Here is a 22,092-nt window from a genome sequence, read left to right on the forward strand (position 1 = left end):
CAACACGTGCCGGTTTATGTGACTGACCAGATGGTTGGCCACAAGCTGGGTGAATTCGCGCTGACTCGTACCTTCAAGGGTCACCCTGCGGACAAGAAAGCCAAGAAGTAAGGAATAGAACATGTCTGAAACACGTGCTGTTCTCCGTGGCGTCCGCCTGTCTGTTGACAAGGGTCGCCTGGTCGCGGATCTGATCCGCGGCAAGAAGGTGGATCAAGCTCTGAACATTCTCCAGTTCACACAGAAAAAAGCTGCTGTGATCGTGAAGAAGGTTCTGGAATCCGCTATCGCCAACGCTGAGCACAACGACGGCGCCGATATCGACGAACTGAAGGTCAAGACCATCTACGTCGAGCAAGGCACTACGCTCAAGCGTTTCACTGCTCGCGCCAAGGGCCGCGGCAACCGCATCAGCAAGCCTACCTGCCACATCTACGTGACAGTGGGTAACTGAGGCCTTAAGGAAGAATATGGGACAGAAAATCCATCCTACCGGCTTCCGTCTGGCGGTGAGCCGCAACTGGGCAAGCCGCTGGTACGCTAGCAACCGTGACTTCGCCGGCATGCTGGCCGAAGACATCAAGGTGCGCGAGTACCTGAAGGCCAAGCTGAAGAACGCCGCCGTGGCTCGCGTTCTGATCGAGCGTCCTGCCAAGAACGCCCGCATCACCATTTTCTCGGCTCGTCCGGGCGTGGTGATCGGCAAGAAGGGTGAAGACATCGAAGCCCTGAAGAAGGAACTCGCTGCTCGCCTGGGCGTGCCCGTGGCTGTGAACATCGAAGAAGTGCGCAAGCCTGAAATCGATGCCAAGCTGATCGCTGACTCCATCTGCCAACAGCTGGAAAAGCGCATCATGTTCCGCCGCGCCATGAAGCGTGCCATGCAGAACGCCATGCGTCTGGGTGCTCAAGGCATCAAGATCATGTCTTCCGGTCGTCTGAACGGTATCGAAATCGCTCGTACCGAGTGGTACCGCGAAGGCCGCGTGCCTCTGCACACTCTGCGTGCCGACATCGACTACGGCTTCTCCGAAGCCAAGACGACTTACGGCATCATCGGCGTGAAGGTCTGGGTCTACAAGGGTGACACCCTGGGCCGCAACGATCTGCCCGCCGTGGAAACGCCCCGTCCTGAAGACGAGCGTCGTCCTCGTGGTCCCCGTCGTGACGGTCGCCGTGATGGCCGTGATGGCGCTGGCCGTGGTGGCCGTCGTCCCGCAGGCACCAATGCCGCTCCTGCCGATGGCAGCGACAAGCCTGCTGGCGCTGGTGCTGATTCCGTTAAGCGCGTTCGTAAGGCCGACGCGCCCGCTACAGCAGCGGACGGTAAAGGAGAATAAACATGCTGCAACCTGCACGCCGCAAGTTCCGTAAGGAACAAAAAGGCCGCAACACCGGCATCGCTACCCGTGGCAACTCCGTTGCCTTCGGCGATTTCGGTTTGAAGTCTACTGACCGTGGTCGTCTGACCGCACGCCAGATCGAAGCTGCACGTCGTGCAATTTCCCGTCACGTCAAGCGTGGTGGTCGTATCTGGATCCGCGTGTTCCCGGACAAGCCCATCTCTACCAAGCCCGCCGAAGTGCGTATGGGTAACGGTAAGGGCAACCCCGAGTACTACGTGGCCGAAATCCAGCCCGGCAAGGTGATCTACGAAATCGTGGGTGTGCCTGAAGAGCTGGCCCGTGAAGCGTTCCGCCTGGCTGCTGCAAAGCTGCCTCTGCGCACGACCTTCGTGTCCCGTCACATTGGTGCTTAAGGAGATCAACATGACGAAATCTGCTGAACTCCGCCAAAAAGACGTGGCTGGTCTGGAAGCTGAAGTGAAGTCCCTGCAAAAGGCTCACTTCGGTCTGCGCATGCAAAAGGCCACGCAACAACTGGGCAACACTGCGACCATCAAGGCTACACGCCGTGACATCGCTCGTGCCAAGACCATCCTTGCTGAAAAGCAAGCCGCCAAGTAAGGAGCCGACATGACGGAAGCTAAAACATCCCTCAAGCGCACCTTGATTGGCAAGGTGGTCAGCGACAAGCGTGCCAAGACTGTGACCGTTCTGGTGGAACGCCGCGTCAAGCACCCCATCTACGACAAGATCATGATCAAGTCGAGCAAGTACCACGCTCACGACGAGCAAGGTGAGTACAAGCTGGGTGACGTGGTTGAAATCACCGAGAGCCGTCCTCTCTCCAAGACCAAGAACTGGGTTGCTACCCGCTTGGTTCAAAAGGCTGCTCTGGTGTAAGCCTAACCAGGCCCGCCGGCTGCAAAGCCCTTGAAAACGACCCACAATGCTGTGGGTCGTTTTTTTATTTGGGCCGCCAAGAATGCGGTCCGTGCTTTGCAACAAAGGAGATAGTCATGATTAAAGTTGGTGATACCCTGCCCGCAGTGACCTTGATGGAATATGTGGAAGTGGAAGGCAATGGCTGCAGCCTTGGTCCCAACCCCGTGAAGCTGCCCGAGGCTCTGGCCGGCAAGACTATTGCCGTGTTTGCCGTGCCCGGCGCATTCACGCCCACCTGCTCCGAAAAGCACCTGCCAGGCTATGTGGCCAAGGCCGAAGAGCTCAAGGCTGCCGGCGTGGACGAAATCTGGTGCCTGGCCGTGAACGATGCTTTCGTGATGGGCGCCTGGGGCCGCGATCAGAAGGTGGCTGGCAAGGTGCGCATGATTGCCGACGGCGATGCGGCATTCGCCAAGGCGACCGGCCTGACGCTGGACCTGAACGGCAAGGGCCTGGGCCTGCGCGCCAACCGCTTCTCCATGCTGGTCAAGGACGGCAAGGTTGCGACCCTGAACGTGGAAGCTCCCGGCAAGTTTGAAGTCAGCGATGCCGGCACCATGCTGGCTCAAGCCAAGGCTTGATGGCTGAAGCCCTGAGTTGCTGGGCGCGGGAATGACGCTCTCGCCGCAAGGCGGCTTGGCACCACAGAAAAAAGGCATTGCCAAACTGGCAATGCCTTTTTTGCATCAGAGGCTCAGAACAGATTCGCCTTGAGGTAGTGCGCGCCTGGAAGCGGGTTGTGATAGTAGGGTTCGATGGGCTCGAAGCCCAGGTCCACATACAGTGCGCGGGCAGACTCCATGTCGTCCAGGGTGTCGAGCAGCACATGGTCATAGCCAGCCTGGCGGGCAATGTCGAGCATTGCTTCGGCCAGTTGACGCCCCAGGCCGAAGCCACGAAAAGCCTTGCGCACGAACAGGCGTTTCATCTCGGCGGCATTGGGGTAGTCCGAGTCGTCCAGAGGGCGCAGTGCGCAGCAGCCCGCAATGCTGCCATCCACGCGAGCCAGCAGAATCTGTCCACGAGGCGCAGCATATTCGCCAGGGAGGGCGGCGAGTTCGGATTCGAATCCTTGAAATTCCAGGTCGATGTTCAGGCTGTCCGCATACTCCTGAAAGATCTGGCGCACAGCACCCATTTCCTCCAGGCTGGGCGTCAGCAAGTCCACGGCAGGCTTGTCCACGGCAACTAGGCAATGATGAAAGAAGGCCCAGTGTAGCGGCAAGTGCTTTACATGGTTAAAGCAGCTGCCTGCAGCGTCAGAACTCAGAAAGCAGCGCTCTGGCCCAGTTGATGGACCCACCAGGAGAGAGCGCTTGCCACCACGGCCAGCAGTGCGGCCAGAACCCGGGTGCTGGCGGTGTCGCGGCTCGCAGCAACGGGTTCCTCCAGCAATTTGTCGCCCGTGACCATGGCCGGGACCAGTTTGTCGCCCTTGAGGCTGTAGCCGATGAGGGCCAGCAGATGCAGTGCGACCAGTGCGTAAATCAGGTACTGGCCCCAGTGGGCGTGGTAGTCGGTGGCCTTGGAGATCAGCTCGCCGGACACAAAACGCGTCAACGGTCCGCTGAAGGCAATTTCATCATCGCTCATCAGCCCGCTTGCTATCTGCGCTATCAGAACGATTAGCATCGCGATGACCGACAGTGAGCCCAGCGGGTTGTGGCCTGCGCGGTCCTGCGTGGTCGACGCGCCACTGAGATAACGCCTCATGGCCGCCGCAGAAGGGATGAAGCTGCCAAAGCGCGACCAGTACCCGCCGACCAGGCCCCAGAGAATGCGAAAGATCAGCAAGGCCAGCACGACCTGTCCCAGCAGCAGATGCCAGTTCATGGCATTGCCGCCCATCTTGGCGGTGACCACCAGGGCCACGATGCAGATTGCCAGCAGCCAGTGAAACAGCCGGGTGGGCAGATCCCAGATGCGTACCTTGTGTGGCCCTGCTGCGGCAGGTCGAATAGGGTTTGTCATGGCTTGTTCATCGCGAATCGACACCGGCATTGTGCCTGCATGGCGTCGAAAGCCAAGCCCGGAAGGGGCAGTGCGTGCTTTCATGTTCCTCTGCCATACTGGACAGGCAGCCGCCTGCGGCAGGCTGTAGAACCAAGAAAGGATACCCCGATGAAAGCTTTTTCCACTCTGGCATTCGCTGCTGTGGTTGCCACCGTGGCCCTGCCTGCCTCGGCACAGTTCGCCAAGGCTGAAGATGCCATCAAATACCGCCAGAGCGCCTTGAGCGTGCTGGGCACGCATTTCAGCCGTCTGGGCGCCATGGCGAATGGCAAGATGCCCTTCGATGCCAAGAGCGCGCAGGAAAGTGCGGAAATTGTGGCCTTCATGTCCAAGCTGCCCTGGGCCGGCTTCGGCGCCGGCACCGAAGGCGGCAAGGCCAAGCCTGAGGTGTGGAAGGAGCAGGCCAAGTTCCATGATCTGTCGGGCAAGATGGAAGCAGAAGTCGTCAAGCTCAATGCTGCCGCCAAGACCGGCAATCTGGACAATCTCAAGACGGCTTTCGGCCCGGCCGCCAATAGTTGCAAGAGCTGCCACGACAGCTTCCGGAATAAGTAGCCCCCTGAGCCGCTGCGCGGCTTCCCCCCAGGGGGACAGCATCTTCGCTGCGGAGCGGCCCTTGCTCGATGCTCCAGGCATGAAAAAACCGACCATTGGTCGGTTTTTTTGTGAGCTGCTGTCGCTTGCTGTTTCTATGTTTTAGGCACTTTTGATATTGAAGTTGCCTGCTATCAAGCGCTGTAAGCTATGGCTTTTAATCAAGCTGCAGCTGGTTCTGCCAGCAGCTTCTCGATCAGCTTGTGCAGTTGCTCAAAGTCAGGCGCGCCGATATAGCTTTTCACGATCTCGCCGCGCTTGTTGACGATGAAGGTGGTGGGTGTGAGTTGCACATCGCCCCAGGCCTTGGCCACGCTGCCGGTGTTGTCCAGCGCGACCTGGAAGGGCAGCTTGCGCGATTCAACAAAGTTCACGACATAGCTGGGTGGGTCGTAGCTCATGGCCACGGCCAGGGTGTCAAAGCCCTTGCCCTGGTACTTCTGGTAGGTGCTGATGATCTCGGGCATCTCTGCCACGCAGGTGGTGCAGCTGGTGGCCCAGAAGTTCACCAGCGTCACCTTGCCCTTGAGGTCGGCCGTGGTTTTCTGGCTGCCGTCCAGCAGCACAAATGTGGATTGCGGCGCCGCGGTCTGCCCTGCACCCGAATACACCCAGGCCCCGACGCCGATGACGGCGGCCGCCACAATGCCTGCGATCCAATGTTTGCTTGCCATAGAGTTTGATTGTGCACAAATCTTCAGCACCTTGCTGATCTGTGGGTTGGTGTGTCAAACCCGCTAAAAGTTCAGTTCTTACTGCTTGACCCACGGGTCAACCCTAGGCTTGTGTGACAGGTCGGGCCCGTGCCGCTGCCGATAATGGGCCATGAAGAAAACCGGACTCTGGGCTGCGACGCTACTGGTCAGCTGCGCGCTGCTGGCCGCCTGCAGCCCGGCGCTGAACTGGCGCACCACCCAGCTCAAGGATGCGCCGCTGCAAGCACTCTTGCCCTGCGATGTGCAGACAGCCACCCGGCCGATAGAGCTGGGGCTGGGTCAGGTACAACTGTCGGTCGTGGGCTGCGAGGCCCAGGGCGCGACCTATGCGGTGTCGCATTTCGCCGTGGCCGAGCCTGCACGTGCTGCCGAGGCACTGACGTTCTGGCAGCAGGCAGTGCTGGCGCAGCTGAAGTCGGCAGACGGTGCTGCCGCAAGGCTCGATGCCAGGGGTGATGGCCTGTGGGTGCCCAAGGGCACGTTGAATCTGCCGCAGTCCCTGCGCATGACCTTCGAGGGGCTCGGTCCCCGGGGGCAGAAAGTGGTGGGGCATGGTCTGTGGTTTGCTCGCCTGGAGGGCAGTGGCGCCAGGGTCTATCACGCAGTGATCTATGCCGACAAGCTCAGGTCTGCCGAGGCCGAGATGTTTTTTTCGGGTCTGCAATTGCAATAAGTCCCATCCAGATCATGAGCTTTGTGCTTCATCCACCTCATTGCCCTTGTTGATGGCGGCAACAGGCCATAATTTGCTTTCAAGAACTGTGACTACATGACCACGCGCATTCTTTTGCTCACTCACGCTCCTCTGGCCGCTGCATTGCGCGAATGCGCCCTGCATGTGTTTGCCGATAGCGCTGACGACTTGCTGGCCCTGGACGTGCCTTCCGAAGAGGCGCCCGAGGCCACGCTGGAGCGCGCCCTGGCCATGCTGGTGGCGCATGGCGGTCTGGATGCACCGACCCTGGTGCTGACCGATCTGTTTGGCGCCACCCCATGCAATGTGGCCCAGCGTCTCACGGGCCTGTTGCAGGCCAGGCTGGTGGCGGGCGTGAACCTGCCCATGCTTTTGCGCTCCATAGGCTATCGGCATGAGCCGCTGGATGCCCTGGTTTCGCGGGCCATGGTGGGCGGCAGCCAGGGGGTGATGCAGGTGGCCGGCAGTTCCCGACAAAATCAAAGCGCACGACCTTCCAATGATCAAGACCAATATCACCATCAGCAATAAATTGGGCCTGCATGCCCGTGCATCGGCCAAGCTCACCAAGCTCGCCGGCAGCTTCCCCTGCGAGGTCTGGCTGACCAAGGGCGAGCGCCGCGTCAATGCCAAGAGCATCATGGGCGTGATGATGCTGGCGGCGGGCATAGGCTCCGAGCTGGAGCTGGAAACCGATGGCGCACAGGAGCAGGAAGCCACGGATGCGCTGGTGGCCCTGATCAATGACAAGTTTGGCGAAGGCCAGTAAAGGCTGCCTCGCCTGTGCCGCGGCTTGACCGCGTGCAGGTGGCAGTTGGACGGTTAGCTCTTTTGATAGCAGGCAGGGTCTTGCTGTCAATGAAATAGAGTGGTTTTGATGCTGTAGTGCAGCGATAGTTGGCGCTGACTGCTGCAAAAACAAGAGCAAGAAGCAAGCAAAAAGCAATCGCGAAATTCGCGAAAGGGCATTCGCCATGACATTTGCCATCCACGGCCTGGCCGTCTCACGGGGGGTTGCCATCGGGCGCGCGGTCGTTGTGGCCTCCAGTCGCATGGAGGTGGTGCACTACTTCATCCGGCCCGATCAGGTGGAGTCGGAGATCCAGCGTGCCCGCACGGCACGCAATGCGGTGATTGATGAGCTGCGCCGGCTTCAGGAGGAAATGCCCAAGGACGCGCCCGGCGAGCTTGATGCGCTGCTCGATGTGCATCTGATGCTGCTGCAGGACCAGGCACTGGCCGAGGCCATCCGCAACTGGATCTCGGAGCGTCTGTATAACGCCGAATGGGCGCTGACCACGCAGCTGGAAATCGTCTCGCGCCAGTTCGACGAGATGGACGACGAGTACCTGCGCGAGCGCAAGGCCGATCTGGAGCAGGTAGTGGAGCGCATTCTGCGCCACATGAAGGGCGCGGCCAGTCCGCTTGCGCAGGTTGCTCCACCGTTGTCTCCGACGGGCGCTGCACCTGCAACCGATGGACAGCAGCTGCCTCTCGACGTCACCACGGAAACCCCGCTGGTGCTGGTGGCACAAGACCTGTCGCCAGCGGACATGCTGCAGTTCAAGAGCAAGGTCTTTGCGGGCTTCATCACGGCCGTGGGCGGCAAGACCAGCCACACGGCCATCGTCGCACGCAGCATGGACATTCCGGCCGTGGTTGGCGCGCGGGCCGCAAGCCAGCTGATTCGCCAGGATGACTGGGTCATCATCGACGGCAACGAGGGCGTGGTCATCGTGGACCCCACACCCATCATCCTGGCGGAGTACAGCTTTCGCCAGCGCCAGACCGAACTGGAGCGCGAGCGCCTGACCCGTCTGCGCTACACGCCGTCCCTCACCATGGATGGGCAGAAGGTGGAGTTGCTGGCCAATATCGAGCAGCCCAGCGACGGGGCTGCTGCCGTGCGTGCTGGCGCAGTCGGGGTGGGGCTGTTCCGTACCGAGTTTCTGTTCATGGGGCGCAGCGGCAATCTGCCCGGCGAGGAAGAGCAGTACCGTGCCTATCGCGAGGCCATAGACGGCATGCAAGGCATGCCGGTCACCATCCGCACGCTGGATGTGGGGGCCGACAAGCCGCTGGACAAGGCACAGCCCAAGGACTACTACCTCAACCCCGCGCTGGGCCTGCGCGCCATACGCTGGAGCCTTGCCGACCCCGTGATGTTCCGCACCCAGTTGCGCGCCATCTTGCGCGCGGCAGCGCACGGTCAGATCAAGCTGCTGTTTCCCATGCTGGCCCATCGCAGCGAGATCGAGCAGACTCTGGCCCAGCTGCGCCAGGCGCAGCATGAGCTTGATGTGCGCGGCGTCGCCTATGGCCCGGTCAAGCTGGGCGCCATGATCGAGATTCCGGCGGCCGCCCTGACGGTACGCAGCTTTCTCCAATATTTCGACTTTCTGTCCATAGGCACCAACGACCTGATCCAGTACACGCTGGCCATCGATCGTGCCGACGAAACCGTGGCCCATCTCTACGACCCCATGCATCCGGCGGTGTTGCGCCTGGTGGCGGAGGTCATCGCAGCGGCCAATGCCGCAGGCAAGGAAGTCAGCGTTTGCGGCGAAATGGCCGGTGATCTGAGCATGACCCGGCTGCTTTTGGGCCTGGGGCTGCGCAGTTTTTCCATGCACCCCGCGCAGATTCTGGCCGTCAAGCAGGAAGTGCTGCGTGCGGACTCCAGCAAGCTTGCTCCCTGGGCCAGCGAGGTGCTGGGCAGCGAATGCCCGGCGCAGATGCTGGCGCCTTGAAGAACCCAGGGAACGACCTCGAGGCCGGCAGAAAAGGGATGGATGAATTACGCACATTCGCAGGAAATCGCCCGTGCGCTCGAGCCGGTGCTGGAAGATGCAGCGCTTGCGCAGCAACTGGCTGCGCAAGCCAGGCCGGCCGTGTGGCTGCAGACCACTGCGGTGGAGGACGAAGCGGAGATTGCGTCCGGAAGCACCAAACTTGGCGGCTGTCCCGACCTGCCAGCCGGTGTGGCCTGGCCCGAGCGAGGACGCTATCCGGACCATGAGCAGCGGGTGAAGCCCCATCGCGACGACAGCCTTGCTCCCGACAGCCGTTGGCGATGGGCCAGGCCGGAGCAAGTCCAGCTATTTCGCAAAGAGGCCTTGCAGCACGTCGCAAGGCTTGAAAGCACTTTTCCGCTGAGCTTTGTGGCGCAGATCAACTTCGCCGAAGCTCGCTCCGCCGGGACTCTGGATGCGGATTTCCCCGAGTCTGGACTGCTGTCTGTCTTTTACGACCTGATGGAGCAGCCCTGGGGTTTCGATCCTGCCGATGCCTGTGCGCTGAAGCTGATCTTCTCCGAGGGCGATGCCGAGTTCGAGCGGCGCCCGCAGCCGCCGGCGCTGCTAGAGCTGCCCGATCACTGCCAGCTCGCTCCTATGGCCTGCGAACTGCATGCCTGCGTCACGGCCTTGCCTCTGGAGAGCGCTCAGTGGGGTTCGCAGGGCCTGGCGCTTGACGAAGAGCAGCGTGACCGCTTTGTCGAATGGTGGTTCGATGACGCACAAAACGCTGCCAGCAGCGGTGGAGAGGATAGCGGTTGCCATCGCATCGGCGGCTGGCCCACGCCTGTCCAGGGTGATATGCAGACCGAATGCGCGTTGGTGGCAGCGGGGCATTACTGCGGTAATGGCGATGCCTACGCGGACGAGGCCACGCGGGCCGTACGCGATACCGCAACGCAGTGGCTTTTGCTGCTGCAGATCGGCAGCGATGAAAAAGGCGGCATGGGCTGGGGCGATGCAGGCCAGCTCTATCTGTGGATGCGCCGCGACGATCTGCGCGCACGTCGCTTTGACCGGGCGCGGTTGGTGCTGCAGTGTTGCTGAAACCCGCCTGCACCGTGGCTGCAGGTGCCAACGGTTGCGAAATGGCTGCGAAACAGGTGTTTGGAGAATTCTTTTTGTGGGAAACGAAAATTAATTGATATTGATTCTCATTTGATGTTACTATTCATCCCAGCTTGCAGCGCAGGACTCTGGTGGGGTATCAAGTGCTGCATTGCTCAGTTTCATCGTGGGGCGACTCGTCGGGCCTGTTCAGCCTGCAGTCGTTTTTGCCAGCCAGCGGTTTGCCGGTTAGCCAGGCGTTTTTTCGATGCAAACAGTAATTTATTCAAAATTCATAGCTTTTAGCGCATGATATGCAACGATTCTGCTATGAATTGACTATGTAAGCTTTACCAGAAAAGCGCATCAAGCTCCTTATTCAGGAGCTTTATTTTTTTGGAAAATACTGGGGCGTGCAGCACTGCTCATTGCATCCGGGCATGAAAAAAGCAGCCACAGGGGCTGCTTTTGTGAGTGCTGTCTTCGGTGCTCAGACGCCTGCGGCATGTGCCTGCTGGTCGGCGTGGTAGCTGGAGCGCACCATGGCGCCGACGGCGGCGTGGGTGAAGCCCATCTTGTAAGCCTCTTGCTCGAACATCTTGAAGGTGTCGGGGTGCACATAACGGCGCACGGGCAGGTGGCTGTTGGTGGGCGCCAGATACTGGCCGATGGTCAGCATGTCGATGTTGTGGGCACGCATATCGCGCATCACCTGCAGGATTTCCTCGTCCGTCTCGCCCAGGCCCACCATGATGCCGCTCTTGGTCGGAACATCGGGGTGCAGCTCCTTGAACTTCTTGAGCAGGTTCAGGCTGAACTGGTAGTCGGAGCCGGGGCGCGCCTCTTTGTACAGGCGTGGTGCGGTTTCCAGGTTGTGGTTCATCACATCGGGCGGAGCCGACTTGAGGATTTCCAGCGCGCGGTCGTCACGGCCGCGGAAGTCGGGCACCAGGATCTCGATCTGCGTCTCGGGCGAGAGCTCGCGGATGTTCTTGATGCATTCCACGAAGTGGCCCGAGCCGCCGTCGCGCAGGTCGTCGCGGTCCACGCTGGTGATCACCACGTACTTCAGGCGCAGCGCGGCAATGGTGCGAGCCAGATTCAGCGGCTCGTTCACGTCCAGCGGATCGGGGCGGCCATGGCCCACGTCGCAGAAGGGGCAGCGGCGCGTGCACTTGTCGCCCATGATCATGAAGGTGGCCGTGCCCTTGCCAAAGCACTCGCCGATATTCGGGCAACTGGCTTCCTCGCAGACCGTGTGCAGATTGTTCTTGCGCAGAATGTCCTTGATCTCGTAGAAGCGCGTGCTGGGGCTGCCGGCCTTGACGCGGATCCATTCCGGCTTTTTGAGGACTTCGGCCTGCTCCACCTTCACGGGGATGCGTGCCAGCTTGGCAGCAGCCTTCTGCTTGGCCAGCGGGTTGTAGTTTTCGGCGGACTGCGCTTCGCGCACGACTTCATTGGTGCTCATGATCTTGCCTTCAGGGTGAGAGACGCGCCTTCAGCTGGCGGCCCAGCACGGATGCGGCCTCGTCCCAGGTTGTCTGTACGCCGATTGTAGAAAGGTCCACCGTTCTCAGCCCTGCGTATCCGCAAGGGTTGATTCGCAAATAAGGTTCCAAATCCATATCGACATTGAGGGCCACTCCGTGGTAGGTGCTGTGGCGGCTGACCTTGATACCCAGGGCGGCAATCTTGCCCAGGCCCTCGAAATGCGGCTCGGGCGCCGGGCTGCCCGGTTCGCGATGTTGCGGACGCTGCTCCAGCATGGCATGGCTGCGCGGATCGTCCAGGCGCACATAGATGCCGGGGGCGCCTGCCACGCGGTGGCCGGTGACGCCGAAATGATCCAGCGTGCGGATCACCGCATCTTCCAGCCGGTACACATACTCTTTGACGAAGTAGCCCATGCGCTGCAGATCCAGCAGCGGATAGGCCACCACCTGACCGGGGCCGTGATAGGTCACCTGGCCGCCGCGATTGGTTGCCACCACGGGAATATCGCCGGGGTTCAGAACATTTTCAATTTTGCCGGCCAGCCCCTGAGTGAAGTGGGGTGAGTGCTCGCATATCCATACTTCGTCACGTGTAGCCGAGTTGCGTGTGCGCGTGAACTCCTGCATCGCGACCACGGTTGCTTCATAGCCGGTGCGCCCCAGAAAGCGCAGGTCCATGGCTTCGGGGGGCTGCAAGGCGGAAGCAATCGGGTTATGGCTCACAGCACGACCTTCACCAGGGGGTGAGAGGTCAGTGCGCGGTAGGTGTCGTCCAGTTGCTCGCGACTGGTGGCCGTGATGGTGATGGTCACGCCCAGGTAGTTGCCGCCAGAGCTGGGGCGCAGCTCCACCGTGCTGGCGTCAAAGCTGGGGTCGAATTTTTCGGCGATCTTGGTGATTTCATGCACCAGATGCTCATTCTTGACGCCCATCACCTTGATGGGGAACTGGCTCGGATACTCGATCAGCGAATCCTTGCGCGGGTCTTCTTGCTGGCCGTTCTCGTTGGCGGCAGATGGGTTGGGCGTGTCGCTCATGAAGAGTCCTTGGCTGGAATGAAAAATTGCCGTTGGTGAAACAGCCGGTCAATGAGTAGGAAAGATTGTGCGCCACGCCGGGCAGCCCTGCGCACGTGGGCCTAATCCATGGCTTGGCGAGGCCCGCCAACCGGCAAAGCCCCTGGTAGGCGGCAGACAATTCAGGGTAATCAGGTATTTCAATTAGGGCACACTCGCGCCGCACCAAAGCTGAGGGTGGCAGATGTTGTCACTCAGCGACAACCCTCAGGTCTTGTCAAAGACGTTTTGCGCATGACAGTATCAACCCCTATCTAACGACGGGGGTTTTTACTTATAATCAGAGGCTTTGTAAAAAAGTCTTGCCTGGTCAGCGGTGTGAAAGAAAACATGACAAACATGCCCGCTGATTTTCAGGATGAGGACGAAGTCGAAGACTTCAAGCCCCTGACTGCACAAGAAGCCTCTGCATGGCGTTCGCGCTTTCCGCAGGTTTCTGTCTGGCGCATCGTCATCGTTCAGACGCTGGTCGGCGTTATCGTGGCTTTGCTGTCGTGGTTGATGACGGGGCGAGCAGCCGCAGGCTGGTCGGCGGCGTATGGAGCGCTGGCGGTCGTGTTGCCCGCAGCGCTGTTTGCAAGAGGTGTGGTTCGTCAACGGCCGGGAGGTGCCGGGGCGGCCATGGCGGGGATTTTCGGTTGGGAACTGGTGAAGCTGGTGCTGTGCATCGCGATGCTGGCGGCTGCGCCAAAGCTGGTTCCCGATCTCAGTTGGCTGGCGTTGCTGGCCGGTTTGATTGTTGTGATGAAAACGTATTGGGTTGCACTGCTGGTGCGATCCAGTGTCCGAAAAACTGAAGCTTAAGAAGAGAGTTGACGATGGCCGCTGATGCGCACGCCCCAACTGCAAGTGAATACATCGTTCACCACTTGCAACACCTGCAAAACATCAAGCAGAAGTCCGTCATTGATTTCTCAGTCATCAACTACGACTCGATCGTGGTGGCTGGCGTTCTGGGTCTGCTCGGCATCTTCGTGCTCTGGCTGGCTGCCCGCAAGGCGACTTCCGGCGTGCCCGGCCGCTTCCAGGCCGCCGTGGAAATCCTGGTCGAGATGGTGGACAACCAGGCCAAGGCCAATATCCACAACGCCCAATCGCGCAAATTCATCGCTCCTCTGGCACTGACCGTCTTCGTCTGGATCTTCCTGATGAACGCCATGGACATGCTGCCCGTGGATCTGCTGCCCTATCTGTGGCAAGGCGCTACCGCCGACGAACACGCCTATCTGCGTGTCGTGCCCACCGCCGACCTGTCCACCACGCTGGGCCTGTCCTTCGCCGTGCTGGTCCTGTGCCTGTTCTACAGCGTCAAGATCAAGGGCATGGGCGGCTGGGCGCATGAACTGGTGACTGCACCGTTCGGCACTTCCAAGAATCCCGTCTTCGCCCTGATCCTGGGCGTGGTGAACCTGCTGATGCAGGTGATTGAATACGTTGCCAAGACCGTGTCGCATGGCATGCGACTGTTCGGCAACATGTACGCTGGTGAGTTGGTGTTCATGCTGATTGCCCTGATGGGTGGTGCGGCGGCTATGTCGCTCTCTGGTGTGTTGCTCCCCGTGGGGCACATCATTGCAGGCTCTATCTGGGCAATCTTCCACATCCTGGTGATTACCCTGCAGGCCTTCATTTTCATGATGCTGACGCTGATTTACCTCGGCCAGGCACATGAAGCTCACTGACCTTTCCCTCTTCAACCTTTCTTTCCTTTAATCCCTAGGAGTCATCATGGAAAACGTTCTCGGTCTCGTCGCTCTGGCTTGTGGTCTGATTGTTGGTCTGGGCGCTATCGGCGCTTCGATCGGTATCGCCCTGATGGGTGGCAAGTTCCTGGAATCTTCGGCACGTCAGCCTGAGCTGATCAACGAACTGCAAACCAAGATGTTCATCTTGGCTGGTCTGATCGACGCCGCCTTCCTGATCGGTGTTGCTATCGCCCTGCTGTTCGCTTTCGCCAACCCCTTCCAACTGGTGGCCTAAGCTCCGATCAACGCCCTAAATAGAAAGGTGTTGCCGTGAGTATCAACGCGACCCTGTTCGTTCAGGCCATTGTTTTCCTGATCCTGGTGCTGTTCACGATGAAACTCGTGTGGCCCCCGATTGCGAAGGCACTGGATGAGCGAGCCCAGAAAATCGCCGATGGCCTCGCTGCTGCCGACAAGGCCAAGACCGAACTGACCGCTGTCAACAAGCGTGTCGAACAGGAATTGGCCCAGACGCGCAACGAAACAGCTTCGCGGCTTGCGGACGCCGAACGCCGCGCCCAGGCCATCATTGAAGAAGCCAAGGCCCGCGCGACAGAAGAAGGCAACAAGATTGTTGCTGCTGCCCGCGCTGAAGCTGACCAGCAAGCCATTGCTGCCCGTGAAGCCCTGCGTGAGCAAGTGGCAGCGCTGGCCGTCAAGGGTGCCGAGCAGATCCTGAAGAAGGAAGTCAATGCCGGTATCCACGCTGATCTGCTGAACCGCCTGAAGACAGAGCTGTAAGGAAAGCAAAAAATGGCAGAACTCGCCACCATTGCCCGCCCTTACGCCGAAGCATTGTTCAAAGCCTGCGCCGACAAGGCTGCAGACTTGAACAGCACTGTCGCTTGGGTGGAGGAATTGGCGGCGATTGCCGCCAATCCGCAATTGCGCCAACTGGCCGACAACCCGAACGTGAGCGACGCGCAAGTGTTCGATCTCATCACGGGTGTGGCCAAGTCGGCATTGCCCGAGTCCGCACGCAACTTCCTGCGTGTGGTCCTCGAAAACGGCCGTCTGGACGTGCTGCCTGAAGTGGCAGCCCAGTTCCGCAGCCTCGTGAACAGCAAGAGCGGCTCTTCGGATGCCGTGGTGTACAGCGCTTTCCCGATTGAGGATGCAGCGCTGGCCGAGCTTGGCGCCACGCTGGAAAAGCGCTTTGGCCGCAAGCTGAATCTCACCGTGAAGCTCGATGAATCGCTGATCGGTGGCGTTCGCGTCGTGGTGGGCGACGAGGTGCTGGACACCTCCGTCAAGGCCCGTCTGGAACAAATGAAAGCGGCCCTCACCGCGTAATGCGCTTGAGGTCTCGGCTAACACACAAGAAAGAAGGAAAGAGTCATGCAACTCAATCCCGCAGAAATTTCTGAACTGATCAAGAGCCGCATCGAAGGGCTGGCTGCTAGCACTGACGTCCGTAACCAAGGCACCGTGGTGTCGGTGACTGACGGTATCGTGCGCGTGCACGGCCTGTCGGACGTGATGGCTGGCGAAATGCTGGAATTCCCAGCAGGCGCCGACGGTCAACCCACTTACGGTCTGGCTCTGAACCTGGAGCGCGACTCCGTGGGCGCCGTGATTCTGGGTGCTTACGAGCACATCGCAGAAGGCAACACCGTCAAGTGCACCGGCCGTATCCTGGAAGTGCCCGTGGGTCCCGAGCTGGTCGGCCGCGTGGTGAACGCCCTGGGTCAGCCTATCGACGGCAAGGGCCCCATCAACGCCAAGATGACGGACGTGATCGAGAAGGTCGCTCCTGGCGTGATCGCACGTCAATCCGTGGATCAGCCCCTGCAGACCGGTATCAAGTCCATCGACTCCATGGTTCCCGTGGGCCGTGGTCAGCGTGAACTGATCATTGGTGACCGTCAGACTGGTAAGACGGCTGTCGCTATCGACGCCATCATCAACCAGAAGGGCCAGGGCGTTATCTGTATCTACGTGGCTATTGGTCAGAAGGCTTCTTCGATCAAGAACGTGGTGCGCTCTCTGGAACAAGCCGGCGCGATGGACTACACCATCGTCGTGGCTGCCACCGCCTCTGAATCTGCTGCCATGCAGTACGTGTCGGCCTACGCTGGCTGCACCATGGGCGAATACTTCCGCGACCGCGGCGAAGACGCTCTGATCGTTTATGACGACCTGTCCAAGCAAGCCGTGGCCTACCGTCAAGTTTCGCTGCTGCTGCGCCGTCCTCCCGGACGTGAAGCTTTCCCCGGCGACGTGTTCTATCTCCACAGCCGTCTGCTGGAGCGTGCCGCTCGCGTGAACGCCGACTACGTCGAAGCCTTCACCAAGGGTGAAGTCAAGGGCAAGACCGGTTCTCTGACTGCTCTGCCTATCATCGAAACACAAGCTGGCGACGTGTCCGCTTTCGTTCCCACGAACGTGATTTCGATTACCGACGGCCAGATCTTCCTGGAAACCAGCCTGTTTAACGCCGGTATCCGTCCCGCTATCAACGCCGGTATTTCGGTGTCCCGCGTGGGTGGTTCCGCTCAGACCAAGGTTGTGAAGGGCCTGTCCGGCGGTATCCGTACCGACCTGGCTCAGTACCGTGAACTGGCTGCCTTTGCGCAGTTCGCTTCCGACCTGGACGATGCAACCCGCAAGCAGCTGGACCGCGGTGCCCGCGTGACCGAACTGCTCAAGCAGGCTCAGTACTCTCCTCTGTCGACCGCTCTGATGGCTTCTTCGCTGTTCGCAGTGAACAAGGGCTTCATGGACGACATCGAAGTCAAGCAAGTGCTGCCCTTCGAATCTGGTCTGCACCAGTTCCTGAAGACCAGCCACGGCGCTCTGCTCGACCGTCTGAACGAAAAGCGTGCTTTCGACAAGGAAGGCAAGGACGAAGCTGAACTGACTGCAGCCATTACTGCATTCAAGAAGTCCTTCGCTTAATACCGGCGAGGAGTCATCATGGCAGCAGGTAAGGAAATACGCGGCAAGATCAAATCGGTGGAAAACACCAAGAAGATCACCAAAGCCATGGAAATGGTGGCTGCATCCAAAATGCGCAAGGCGCAGGACCGGATGCTGGCTGCCCGTCCATATAGCGAAAAAATCCGCAACATTGCAGCCCATCTTGGCGAAGCTAACCCTGAATATGTGCATCCGTTCATGCAAGTGAACGATGCCAAGAAGGTCGGCGTCATCGTGGTGACGACCGACAAGGGTTTGTGCGGCGGCATGAACACCAACGTGTTGCGTGTCGTCACCAACAAGTTGCGCGAACTGCAGGATGCGGGTGTTGCGACAGATGCAGTGGCCATTGGCGGCAAGGGACTGGGTTTCCTGAACCGTGTCGGTGCCAAGGTGGTCTCTCACGCTACAGGCTTGGGCGACACGCCTCACCTCGACAAGCTCATCGGGCCTGTCAAGGTGTTGCTGGACCAATATGCTGAAGGCAAGCTGAGCGCGGTGTACCTGGCGTACACCAAGTTCATCAACACCATGAAGCAGGAGTCGGTGGTGGAGCAACTGCTCCCCCTGTCGTCCGAAAAATTGCAAGCCGAGAAGACGGGTGCATCGTGGGAATACATCTACGAACCTGACGCTCAAAGCGTCATCGACGAACTGCTGGTTCGTTACGTGGAGTCCCTCGTGTACCAGGCAGTTGCGGAAAACATGGCGTCCGAGCAATCGGCGCGCATGGTGGCCATGAAGGCCGCTACCGACAACGCCGGCAACGTCATCAGCGAGTTGAAGCTGGTCTACAACAAGACGCGTCAGGCAGCGATTACGACCGAGTTGTCGGAAATCGTGGCAGGCGCAGCCGCTGTGTAAACGGCTTTAACGAACAAACAGATTGGAGCAAAAAATGGCTCAAGTACAAGGCAAGATTGTTCAATGTATCGGCGCCGTGGTGGACGTGGAGTTTGCCCACGGCCAGGTGCCCAAGGTGTATGACGCCTTGAAGCTGGAAGGCTCGGCCCTGACCCTGGAAGTTCAGCAGCAGCTGGGCGACGGCGTGGTGCGTACCATTGCCCTGGGTTCTTCGGACGGTCTGAAGCGTGGCCTGATGGTCACCAACACCGGCAACCCCATCACCGTTCCCGTGGGTAAGGCTACCCTGGGCCGCATCATGGACGTGCTGGGTAACCCCATCGACGAACGTGGTCCCGTGGACCAGACCCTGACCGCTGCCATCCACCGCAAGGCTCCTGCTTACGACGAACTGTCGCCTTCGCAGGAACTGCTGGAAACCGGTATCAAGGTGATCGACTTGGTCTGCCCCTTCGCCAAGGGCGGCAAGGTGGGCCTGTTCGGTGGTGCCGGTGTGGGCAAGACCGTGAACATGATGGAACTCATCAACAACATCGCCAAGGCCCACAGCGGTCTGTCGGTGTTCGCTGGTGTGGGTGAGCGTACCCGTGAAGGTAACGACTTCTATCACGAAATGTCCGACGCTGGCGTTGTGAACCAAGAGAACCTGGGCGAGTCCAAGGTTGCCATGGTTTACGGTCAGATGAACGAGCCCCCAGGAAACCGTCTGCGCGTGGCGCTGACCGGCCTGACCATGGCTGAGTCGTTCCGTGACGAAGGCAAGGACGTGCTGTTCTTCGTGGACAACATCTACCGCTACACACTGGCCGGTACCGAAGTGTCCGCTCTGCTGGGCCGTATGCCTTCCGCCGTGGGCTACCAGCCTACCCTGGCTGAAGAAATGGGCAAGCTGCAAGAGCGTATTACCTCCACCAAGGTTGGCTCGATCACTTCCATCCAGGCCGTTTACGTGCCAGCGGATGACTTGACCGACCCCTCGCCCGCCACCACTTTTGCTCACTTGGACTCCACCGTGGTGCTGTCCCGTGACATCGCTTCGCTGGGTATCTACCCCGCTGTGGATCCTCTGGACTCCACCAGCCGTCAGCTGGACCCCCAAGTGGTTGGCGAAGAGCACTACAAGGTGGCTCGCCAAGTGCAGGGTACGCTGCAGCGCTACAAGGAACTGCGCGACATCATCGCGATTCTGGGCATGGACGAACTGGCTCCCGAAGACAAGCTGACCGTGGCTCGTGCTCGTAAGATCCAGCGTTTCCTGTCTCAGCCTTTCCACGTGGCTGAAGTGTTCACCGGCGCTCCCGGCAAGTACGTTCCCCTGTCTGAAACCATCCGTGGCTTCAAGATGATCGTGAACGGCGAAGCCGACCACCTGCCCGAACAGGCTTTCTACATGGTTGGTACCATCGACGAAGCCTTCGAGAAGGCCAAGAAGCTGGCTGCCTAACTGGCTTGCACCCCCTGAGCGGCTTGCGCCGCATCCCCTCTCTTTCAGGAGAGGGGACGACGCCCTCGCTGCGGGGCGGCCCTTGCTCGGCGTCTCTGGCTTGGGGTGTGCTTGTTTTAGGACCAGTTTTTACCTTTTCTAGGAGCAAAGATGAACACTATTCACGTTGATGTGGTCAGTGCCGAAGAGTCCATCTTCTCCGGTGAAGCGCGCTTTGTCGCCTTGCCCGGTGAAGCGGGCGAGTTGGGCATTTATCCCCGCCACACACCGCTGATCACCCGCATCAAGCCGGGTTCGGTGCGCATCGAAATGCCTGACGGCAGCGAAGAGTTCGTCTTCGTGGCCGGCGGCATTTTGGAAGTGCAACCCAACTGCGTGACCGTGCTGTCCGACACCGCCATCCGCGGCAAGGATCTGGACGATGAAAAGGCGCAAAAGGCCAAGGCCGCGGCCGAGGAAGCCCTGAAGAACGCCAAGGGCGAACTGGACATCGCTCGTGCGCAGTCCGAGCTGGCCGTGATGGCAGCTCAGATTGCGGCTCTGCGCAAGTACCGCCAGAAGCGTTGATGTGCTGTGCCCATGAGCACATGCATCAGCAGCAAAAAGCCACCGCATGCGGTGGCTTTTTTTATGGACTGTTGCTGCGGAAATCGAAGCGCACTGTGCTTGTCCCAAAAGGAACTGATCCCGAAACCAGCAGGATTCCGAACCGCGGCAGCGCGCAAGCAGCTTAGCCGTTGCAGGCGGCCTGATAGCCGTAGACCACGGAGCTGTCCTTGGGGTCCACATGGCGTGATTTGCGCACCACGGCCTTGCTGGGGTCTTCGCAGAGGGCTCGGATCTGGGCTTCGCACTTCTTGGGGTCATCCTCCTTGAGCTTGCAGCTCAGTGCGTAGTCGTATTCAGCCGGTGCTTCGGCGCCTCTGGGGCTGATGGAGGAGCAGGCGCTCAGTGCCAGGGCAGAGCTGATGACGGCCAGAGAGAACAGAGATTTCTGCATGCTTGAGTGCTTTCTTAAGAAAATACGGCTGCCCCAAAACTAACACAGCCATGCGGGTAAAAAGGTTTTTTCTGGATGGGGCCCACCTGCTTTTTGCATCACCGGGCCTGTTCGCGGTGCCAAAAACAACAAAGGACATGGATGCGCTACAGCGGTACCTTGACGCAATGGAATGACGAGCGTGGCTTTGGCTGGATAGAGGCCGATGGCGGTGGCGAGCGTCTGTTTGTCCATATCAGTGCTTTTGAGCCGCGCCCGCCCGCAGAGCAACGTCCTCGGCCCGGTCTGCGCCTGGAGTTTTCCGTTGGCATGGAGCAGGGCAGAAAACGCGCGCTTCAGGTTGCATGGCGCGCTGGCGGCCCAGTGCCTCAGGCACGGTCTTCTTCGGTGCGGCGCAACAGCCCTTCTGCAGGGCGTTTGCAGTCCTCGCGTGCGGTGCCTCAGGGCTGGCATGCCTCCAGTGGCTTCAGCTATGGCGTGTTGCTGGTCTGGCTGCTGATGATGCTGGCCACCGCCGTGATTTGGGGCATACCGCGTATCCTCTGGCTGACCTATGCAGGCCTGAGCATGCTGACCTTCATGGCCTACTGGCAGGACAAATGGGCCGCCCAGAAGGGGCAGTGGCGCACGCCGGAAAACACGCTGCAGACCATGGCGTTGGCCGGAGGCTGGCCCGGTGCCCTGCTGGCCCAGCAGTGGCTGCGCCACAAAAGCAGCAAGACCAGCTTTCAGCTGCAGTTCTGGCTCATGGTCCTGATCAATGTGGTGGCCGTGCTCTGGCTGTGTTCGCCGTATGGGCGACATGTGCTGGCCTGAGGCCTCTGAGGTCTGCAGCCGGTGGGTGCGGCTGCAGAACCGGATCAGCGGTTGCGGCCCGGCAGATGCCTTTGGACCACGGGTGTATCGGGCAGGTTTCGCTGCGTGTTGGCCGCGGATTTACGCGGGAAATGCGCCTGCAGTTGCCGGTTGACGCGCTCCAGTGCCGATACCAGGCCCATGCTGAAATGCCCGCCCTGGAAGGCGGACTGCATATCGCTGATCAGCGTTTGCCATTGCTCGGCGCTCATGGTGCGGTCCAGGGCGCGGTCGGCCACGATTTCTATGGCGTGGTCGGCCAGCAGCAGGTAGATCAGGACGCCGTTGTTGTGCTCCGTGTCCCAGACATGGAGCTTGGCGAACTGCGAGAGCGCGCGCTCGCGAGCCGTGGCATCGCGCCAGATATAGCTCCAGGGCAGGCCGGCCTCGACGCAGATGCGGACCTGGCCGGTGTGGCCCAGCTCGCTTTTGGCAATCAGCAGCTCCAGCTCCTTGAGCGTGGCAGGCGGCAAGGCCTTGCGCAGATGCTGTTCGGCCCAGCGGTGTCGCACCAGACGTGCCAGGCGTTGAAAGACATTGCTCATT

The 22,092-nt window shown here is 60.0% G+C and carries 31 protein-coding genes; 23 read left to right on the forward strand and 8 right to left on the reverse strand.

The annotated features are described in order from the left end of the window. From CSE6_RS24270 to CSE6_RS24300, 7 genes are all read left to right on the forward strand, one after another. Positions 1-111, forward strand: a 111-nt coding sequence (locus CSE6_RS24270; RefSeq protein ID WP_193751173.1) for a ribosomal protein S19 family protein, incomplete at its 5' end; no start/stop codon positions are given. A gap of 10 nt (positions 112-121) precedes the next feature. After that, positions 122-454 carry a 50S ribosomal protein L22 gene (rplV, locus tag CSE6_RS24275; RefSeq protein ID WP_003059408.1) on the forward strand — a complete coding sequence of 111 codons (333 nt, stop codon included), beginning with the start codon at positions 122-124 and terminating at the stop codon, positions 452-454. 16 nt (positions 455-470) lie between these two features. Next, positions 471-1,340, forward strand: a complete 870-nt coding sequence (gene rpsC, locus CSE6_RS24280) for a 30S ribosomal protein S3 (protein WP_003059406.1) — start codon at positions 471-473, stop codon at positions 1,338-1,340. 2 nt (positions 1,341-1,342) lie between these two features. Beyond that, a complete protein-coding gene (gene rplP, locus CSE6_RS24285; protein ID WP_003059405.1) occupies positions 1,343-1,759 on the forward strand; it encodes a 50S ribosomal protein L16 in 417 nt (138 codons plus the stop codon). Between the two features lie 10 nt (positions 1,760-1,769). Continuing rightward, positions 1,770-1,967 (forward strand): 50S ribosomal protein L29, encoded by a 198-nt coding sequence (rpmC, locus tag CSE6_RS24290; RefSeq protein WP_003059403.1) that lies wholly within the window; start codon positions 1,770-1,772, stop codon positions 1,965-1,967. Positions 1,968-1,976: 9 nt separating this feature from the next. Next, positions 1,977-2,246: a 30S ribosomal protein S17 gene (gene rpsQ, locus CSE6_RS24295; protein ID WP_003059401.1), complete on the forward strand. Its 270-nt coding sequence runs from the start codon at positions 1,977-1,979 to the stop codon at positions 2,244-2,246. A gap of 116 nt (positions 2,247-2,362) precedes the next feature. After that, the gene (locus tag CSE6_RS24300) at positions 2,363-2,869 is read left to right on the forward strand and encodes a peroxiredoxin (protein WP_034359041.1); all 507 of its coding nucleotides are present in this window, start codon (positions 2,363-2,365) and stop codon (positions 2,867-2,869) included. Between the two features lie 113 nt (positions 2,870-2,982). Here CSE6_RS24300 and CSE6_RS24305 read toward each other — a convergent pair whose 3' ends face one another. Together CSE6_RS24305 and CSE6_RS24310 are read right to left on the reverse strand one after the other, a co-directional pair. Beyond that, positions 2,983-3,471 (reverse strand): GNAT family N-acetyltransferase, encoded by a 489-nt coding sequence (locus CSE6_RS24305; RefSeq protein ID WP_034359042.1) that lies wholly within the window; start codon positions 3,469-3,471, stop codon positions 2,983-2,985. 83 nt (positions 3,472-3,554) lie between these two features. Continuing rightward, positions 3,555-4,289 (reverse strand): cytochrome b/b6 domain-containing protein, encoded by a 735-nt coding sequence (locus tag CSE6_RS24310; RefSeq protein WP_080745943.1) that lies wholly within the window; start codon positions 4,287-4,289, stop codon positions 3,555-3,557. A gap of 120 nt (positions 4,290-4,409) precedes the next feature. Here CSE6_RS24310 and CSE6_RS24315 point away from each other — a divergent pair, with 120 nt between their 5' ends. Beyond that, positions 4,410-4,856, forward strand: coding sequence for a cytochrome c (locus tag CSE6_RS24315; RefSeq protein WP_034359043.1), 447 nt, complete (start codon positions 4,410-4,412; stop codon positions 4,854-4,856). 200 nt (positions 4,857-5,056) lie between these two features. On the opposite strand, the gene CSE6_RS24320 is transcribed toward CSE6_RS24315, so the two are convergent. Further along, a complete protein-coding gene (locus CSE6_RS24320) occupies positions 5,057-5,569 on the reverse strand; it encodes a TlpA disulfide reductase family protein (protein ID WP_034359045.1) in 513 nt (170 codons plus the stop codon). A gap of 151 nt (positions 5,570-5,720) precedes the next feature. Here CSE6_RS24320 and CSE6_RS24325 point away from each other — a divergent pair, with 151 nt between their 5' ends. The 5 genes from CSE6_RS24325 (at position 5,721) to CSE6_RS24345 (ending at position 10,147) form a co-directional block, all read left to right on the forward strand. After that, complete coding sequence (locus tag CSE6_RS24325; protein WP_034381901.1) at positions 5,721-6,284, forward strand: hypothetical protein; 564 nt, start codon at positions 5,721-5,723, stop codon at positions 6,282-6,284. 96 nt (positions 6,285-6,380) lie between these two features. Continuing rightward, the gene (locus tag CSE6_RS24330) at positions 6,381-6,836 is read left to right on the forward strand and encodes a PTS sugar transporter subunit IIA (protein WP_034359049.1); all 456 of its coding nucleotides are present in this window, start codon (positions 6,381-6,383) and stop codon (positions 6,834-6,836) included. After that, complete coding sequence (locus CSE6_RS24335; RefSeq protein ID WP_034359051.1) at positions 6,805-7,074, forward strand: HPr family phosphocarrier protein; 270 nt, start codon at positions 6,805-6,807, stop codon at positions 7,072-7,074. The genes CSE6_RS24330 and CSE6_RS24335 overlap by 32 nt, the downstream gene beginning before the upstream one ends. A gap of 205 nt (positions 7,075-7,279) precedes the next feature. Next, entirely contained in the window at positions 7,280-9,055 is a 1,776-nt protein-coding gene (gene ptsP / locus CSE6_RS24340; protein WP_059441702.1) for a phosphoenolpyruvate--protein phosphotransferase, read from the forward strand. Between the two features lie 42 nt (positions 9,056-9,097). Next, entirely contained in the window at positions 9,098-10,147 is a 1,050-nt protein-coding gene (locus tag CSE6_RS24345) for a YwqG family protein (protein ID WP_059441703.1), read from the forward strand. Positions 10,148-10,637: 490 nt separating this feature from the next. Here the strand turns inward: CSE6_RS24345 and lipA are convergent, their stop codons facing one another. The 3 genes from lipA to CSE6_RS24360 are packed head-to-tail and all read right to left on the reverse strand — an operon-like array spanning position 10,638 to position 12,680. Then, positions 10,638-11,618: a lipoyl synthase gene (lipA, locus tag CSE6_RS24350; RefSeq protein ID WP_003059385.1), complete on the reverse strand. Its 981-nt coding sequence runs from the start codon at positions 11,616-11,618 to the stop codon at positions 10,638-10,640. A gap of 10 nt (positions 11,619-11,628) precedes the next feature. Continuing rightward, the gene (gene lipB, locus CSE6_RS24355) at positions 11,629-12,321 is read right to left on the reverse strand and encodes a lipoyl(octanoyl) transferase LipB (RefSeq protein ID WP_059441704.1); all 693 of its coding nucleotides are present in this window, start codon (positions 12,319-12,321) and stop codon (positions 11,629-11,631) included. A 41-nt stretch (positions 12,322-12,362) separates the two neighbouring features. Continuing rightward, positions 12,363-12,680, reverse strand: a complete 318-nt coding sequence (locus tag CSE6_RS24360) for a YbeD family protein (protein ID WP_003065410.1) — start codon at positions 12,678-12,680, stop codon at positions 12,363-12,365. Between the two features lie 378 nt (positions 12,681-13,058). Between CSE6_RS24360 and CSE6_RS24365 the strand changes: the two genes are divergently transcribed. The 9 genes from CSE6_RS24365 (at position 13,059) to CSE6_RS24405 (ending at position 20,258) form a co-directional block, all read left to right on the forward strand. Continuing rightward, entirely contained in the window at positions 13,059-13,523 is a 465-nt protein-coding gene (locus CSE6_RS24365; RefSeq protein WP_003065409.1) for an ATP synthase subunit I, read from the forward strand. A gap of 14 nt (positions 13,524-13,537) precedes the next feature. Then, positions 13,538-14,401, forward strand: coding sequence for a F0F1 ATP synthase subunit A (gene atpB, locus CSE6_RS24370; protein ID WP_003065408.1), 864 nt, complete (start codon positions 13,538-13,540; stop codon positions 14,399-14,401). A 46-nt stretch (positions 14,402-14,447) separates the two neighbouring features. After that, positions 14,448-14,699 carry a F0F1 ATP synthase subunit C gene (atpE, locus tag CSE6_RS24375; RefSeq protein WP_003059376.1) on the forward strand — a complete coding sequence of 84 codons (252 nt, stop codon included), beginning with the start codon at positions 14,448-14,450 and terminating at the stop codon, positions 14,697-14,699. A gap of 35 nt (positions 14,700-14,734) precedes the next feature. Next, on the forward strand, positions 14,735-15,205 hold the full coding sequence (locus tag CSE6_RS24380; protein WP_003065405.1) for a F0F1 ATP synthase subunit B: 471 nt from the start codon (positions 14,735-14,737) through the stop codon (positions 15,203-15,205). A gap of 12 nt (positions 15,206-15,217) precedes the next feature. Continuing rightward, positions 15,218-15,757 carry a F0F1 ATP synthase subunit delta gene (locus CSE6_RS24385; protein ID WP_003065404.1) on the forward strand — a complete coding sequence of 180 codons (540 nt, stop codon included), beginning with the start codon at positions 15,218-15,220 and terminating at the stop codon, positions 15,755-15,757. A 45-nt stretch (positions 15,758-15,802) separates the two neighbouring features. Continuing rightward, entirely contained in the window at positions 15,803-17,362 is a 1,560-nt protein-coding gene (atpA, locus tag CSE6_RS24390; protein WP_034359061.1) for a F0F1 ATP synthase subunit alpha, read from the forward strand. Between the two features lie 18 nt (positions 17,363-17,380). Beyond that, complete coding sequence (gene atpG, locus CSE6_RS24395) at positions 17,381-18,247, forward strand: F0F1 ATP synthase subunit gamma (RefSeq protein ID WP_003065400.1); 867 nt, start codon at positions 17,381-17,383, stop codon at positions 18,245-18,247. A 34-nt stretch (positions 18,248-18,281) separates the two neighbouring features. Further along, positions 18,282-19,691, forward strand: coding sequence for a F0F1 ATP synthase subunit beta (gene atpD, locus CSE6_RS24400; RefSeq protein ID WP_003065399.1), 1,410 nt, complete (start codon positions 18,282-18,284; stop codon positions 19,689-19,691). A 150-nt stretch (positions 19,692-19,841) separates the two neighbouring features. Further along, the gene (locus CSE6_RS24405) at positions 19,842-20,258 is read left to right on the forward strand and encodes a F0F1 ATP synthase subunit epsilon (RefSeq protein WP_003059364.1); all 417 of its coding nucleotides are present in this window, start codon (positions 19,842-19,844) and stop codon (positions 20,256-20,258) included. 163 nt (positions 20,259-20,421) lie between these two features. Here CSE6_RS24405 and CSE6_RS24410 read toward each other — a convergent pair whose 3' ends face one another. After that, positions 20,422-20,691: a hypothetical protein gene (locus CSE6_RS24410; protein WP_034359063.1), complete on the reverse strand. Its 270-nt coding sequence runs from the start codon at positions 20,689-20,691 to the stop codon at positions 20,422-20,424. A 159-nt stretch (positions 20,692-20,850) separates the two neighbouring features. Between CSE6_RS24410 and CSE6_RS24415 the strand changes: the two genes are divergently transcribed. After that, positions 20,851-21,507: a cold shock and DUF1294 domain-containing protein gene (locus tag CSE6_RS24415; RefSeq protein ID WP_238585806.1), complete on the forward strand. Its 657-nt coding sequence runs from the start codon at positions 20,851-20,853 to the stop codon at positions 21,505-21,507. 44 nt (positions 21,508-21,551) lie between these two features. Here the strand turns inward: CSE6_RS24415 and CSE6_RS24420 are convergent, their stop codons facing one another. Continuing rightward, entirely contained in the window at positions 21,552-22,091 is a 540-nt protein-coding gene (locus CSE6_RS24420; protein ID WP_045840531.1) for a TPM domain-containing protein, read from the reverse strand. Position 22,092: the final 1 nt, after the last annotated feature.

Source organism: Comamonas sp. E6, assembly GCF_001010305.1.
GTDB classification, from domain to species: Bacteria; Pseudomonadota; Gammaproteobacteria; order Burkholderiales; family Burkholderiaceae_C; genus Comamonas; species Comamonas thiooxydans.